Annotated in this window: 1 protein-coding gene; it reads left to right on the top strand. The window is 45.2% G+C overall.

What is annotated here, in order from left to right; translation table 11 throughout:
• Nucleotides 1-3,163 (top strand): hypothetical protein (locus GTN70_03570; protein ID NIO16067.1); only part of this gene is annotated, 3,163 nt, incomplete at its 5' end.
• Nucleotides 3,164-3,260 lie beyond the last annotated feature (97 nt).

The following is a 3,260-nucleotide window of genomic DNA, read 5'->3' on the forward strand; positions in this document are numbered from 1 at the left end:
AACTGGTCAAGTTGGTGCTACCGGTCAAACAGGTCCAACTGGTCAAGTTGGTGCTACCGGTCAAACAGGTCCAACTGGTCAAGTTGGTGCTACTGGATCTACTGGTCCAACTGGTCAAGTTGGTGCTACTGGATCTATTGGTGACACTGGTCCAACTGGTCAAGTTGGTGCTACTGGATCTACAGGTCCAATGGGTGACACTGGTGCTACTGGTGCTACTGGTCAAATTGGTGCTACCGGCCAAACTGGACCCACGGGTCCAACTGGTCAAGTTGGTGCCACCGGTCAAACTGGTCCAACTGGTCAAATGGGCGCTACGGGTCAAACTGGACCTACGGGTCCAACTGGCCAAGTTGGTGCTACTGGATCTACTGGACCTACGGGTCCAACTGGACAAGTTGGTGCTACTGGTCAGACAGGTCCAACTGGCATGAAAGGTGCTACTGGTCAAACTGGCCCAACTGGTCCTCCTGGCGAAGCTGCTAATACTGGCTGCACTGGTCCTACAGGTCCTACAGGGCATACAGGTATGAAAGGTATGACTGGCTCTACCGGTCCTGTTGGTGACACTGGTCCAACTGGTTTGACTGGTCCAACTGGTCCACCTGGTGAAGCTGCTAATACTGGTTGCACTGGTCCAACTGGTCCTACTGGACAAACTGGACCTACGGGCATGAAGGGTATGACTGGACAGACCGGTCCTACTGGTTCTACTGGTCCTACGGGTATGAAGGGTATGACTGGACAAACTGGTCCTACTGGATATACTGGTCCAACTGGTCCGATTGGTCCAACCGGTCTTCCTGGTATGGCTGCTAATACTGGCTGTACTGGTCCCACTGGATCTACCGGCCCAACTGGTCCTCCAGGAACTGCTGCTAATACTGGTAGCACTGGTCAAACTGGTCCTACTGGTCCAACAGGCATGAAAGGTATGACTGGTTCTACTGGTCCAATTGGTCCTACTGGTCTTGGTATTACATGCGATGCATCTAACAATCTTCTGGCTGGTAAAACTCCACCTGCAGCTGCAACTGGTTGTGAAAATACCATTTATGGATGTGATGCTGGTCCATCTACTTTAGGTACTACTGGTATGGTACTAATTGGATACCAAGCTGGATTGATCAATCCATCAAGTAATGTTGTTGCAGTTGGTGTTGGAGCTGGTGGAAATAACCAAGGAACAGCAGCTATAGCTATTGGTAAAGATGCAGGTGTAAATACGCAAGGTTCATTTGCAGTTGCTATTGGTATCGCTGCAGGTCAAACTTTACAAGGTGCTGATGCAGTTGCTATTGGTAATAGTGCTGGTGCTGGTACACAAGGTCCCAGTTCAGTTGCTATTGGTACAACTGCTGGCCAAACTAAACAAGGTAGTGATGCAATTGCCATTGGTAAGAGTGCTGGTGCTAGTACTCAAGGCTCTAGTGCAGTTGCCATTGGTAATAGTGCTGGTCAAACTTTGCAAAGTATAAATGCAGTTGCCATTGGTAATAGTGCTGGTGCTGGTACACAAGGTTCTAGTGCAGTTGCTATTGGTCTCAATGCTGGTCAAACTCGACAAGGTACTGATGCAGTTGCAATTGGTAATAGTGCTGGTGCTGGTACACAAGGTAATTTTGCAGTTGCTATTGGTATCGCCGCTGGTCAAACTAGTCAAGGTTCATCTGCAGTTGCTATTGGTATTTTGGCTGGTCAAAGTCGACAAGGTAGTGGTGCAGTTGCAATTGGTAGTAATGCTGGTAATAGTACACAAGGTACTGATGCAGTTGCCATTAGCACTAATGCTGGTTTAATCAGTCAGGGTACACAAGCAGTTGCTATTGGTAAAAGCGCTGGTGAAGACACACAAGGTTCATCTGCAGTTGCCATTGGTGCTAATGCTGGCCAAACTCAACAAGGTAGTAGTGCAGTTGCTATTGGTATAAGTGCTGGTGCCAGTACACAAGGTCTAAACGCAGTTGCTATTGGTATTAGTGCTGGCAATACTGTACAAGGTGCTGATGCAGTTGCTATTGGTAACACTGCTGGTGCCAGAACACAAGGTACCGATTCAGTTGCTATTGGTCACGATGCTGGTGCAACTAAGCAGGGTAATAATGCAGTTGCTATTGGTCTCAATGCTGGTCAAAATACACAAGGTATGAACGCAGTTGCTATTGGTAGAGAGACTGGTAATAACTCACAAGGCATTGGTGCAATTGCTATTGGTTTCCGTGCTGGTGGATTCCGACAAAGTACTCAGGCAGTTGCTATTGGTAATAATGCTGCTCAAACTTTACAAGGTAGTAGTGCAGTTGCAATTGGTTTTAATGCTGGTACAAACACACAAGGTACTGATGCAGTTGCTATTGGTGATAGCGCTGGTCGAACCCTACAAGGTACTGATGCAGTTGCTATTGGTTGTGAAGCTGGCTCCGGAACACAAGGTCTCGAAGCCATTGCCATTGGTAGATTTGCTGGTTCCGGAACACAAGGTTCCCAAGCAGTTGCTATCGGCAGTTCTGCTGGTCGAACCGATCAAGGTGACAATGCAGTTGCCATTGGTTTCGCTGCTGGCCTTGCATCACAAGGTGATTACGCAGTTGCTATTGGTTCTGAAGCTGGTCGAACTAGTCAACATGCAAAAACAATTATATTGAATGCAACTGGTTCTGTTTTGAATACAGGTGGCACAAATAGATTTTTTGTTAAACCAATTTCAACATACACAAATCAAGGTCATCCATCACTCCATTGGAATTCTTCTTCTGGAGAAATTTTTGCTGAAGGTACTAAAACATTTATAATTGATCACCCACTCCATGAAGATGAATATCTTGTTCATGCATGCTTGGAAGGTCCGGAGGCTGGTGTTTATTATAGAGGTAAAGATGCAATCGAAGATGGCCAAACTAGTGTTACAATCAATCTACCAGAATATGTTGATGCATTAGCAACAGAATTTACAGTCCATGTAACTCCAATCTACAATGGAACAATACCAATACCAAATTATGGTGCTAGTGAAGTCCAAAATAATCAGTTCACTGTTTATGGAGAATCTGGTCCATTCACATGGGTTGTATATGGAAAACGTTTACCAATCGAAACTGAAATTAAGAAGGCCGAAGTGACTAGAAGAGGTGATGGGCCATACACTTGGTATACACGAAATTAAAATAGTTAAAATATAAAATAAGTTTATTATGTAACATATCATAAACTTATTTCTTCATTAAAAATACACGATAGCCTTTGTGTAATAATTCATAATT

It is taken from the genome of Deltaproteobacteria bacterium (assembly GCA_011773515.1).
In the GTDB taxonomy this organism is placed as follows: Bacteria; Desulfobacterota; Deferrimicrobia; order J040; family J040; genus WVXK01.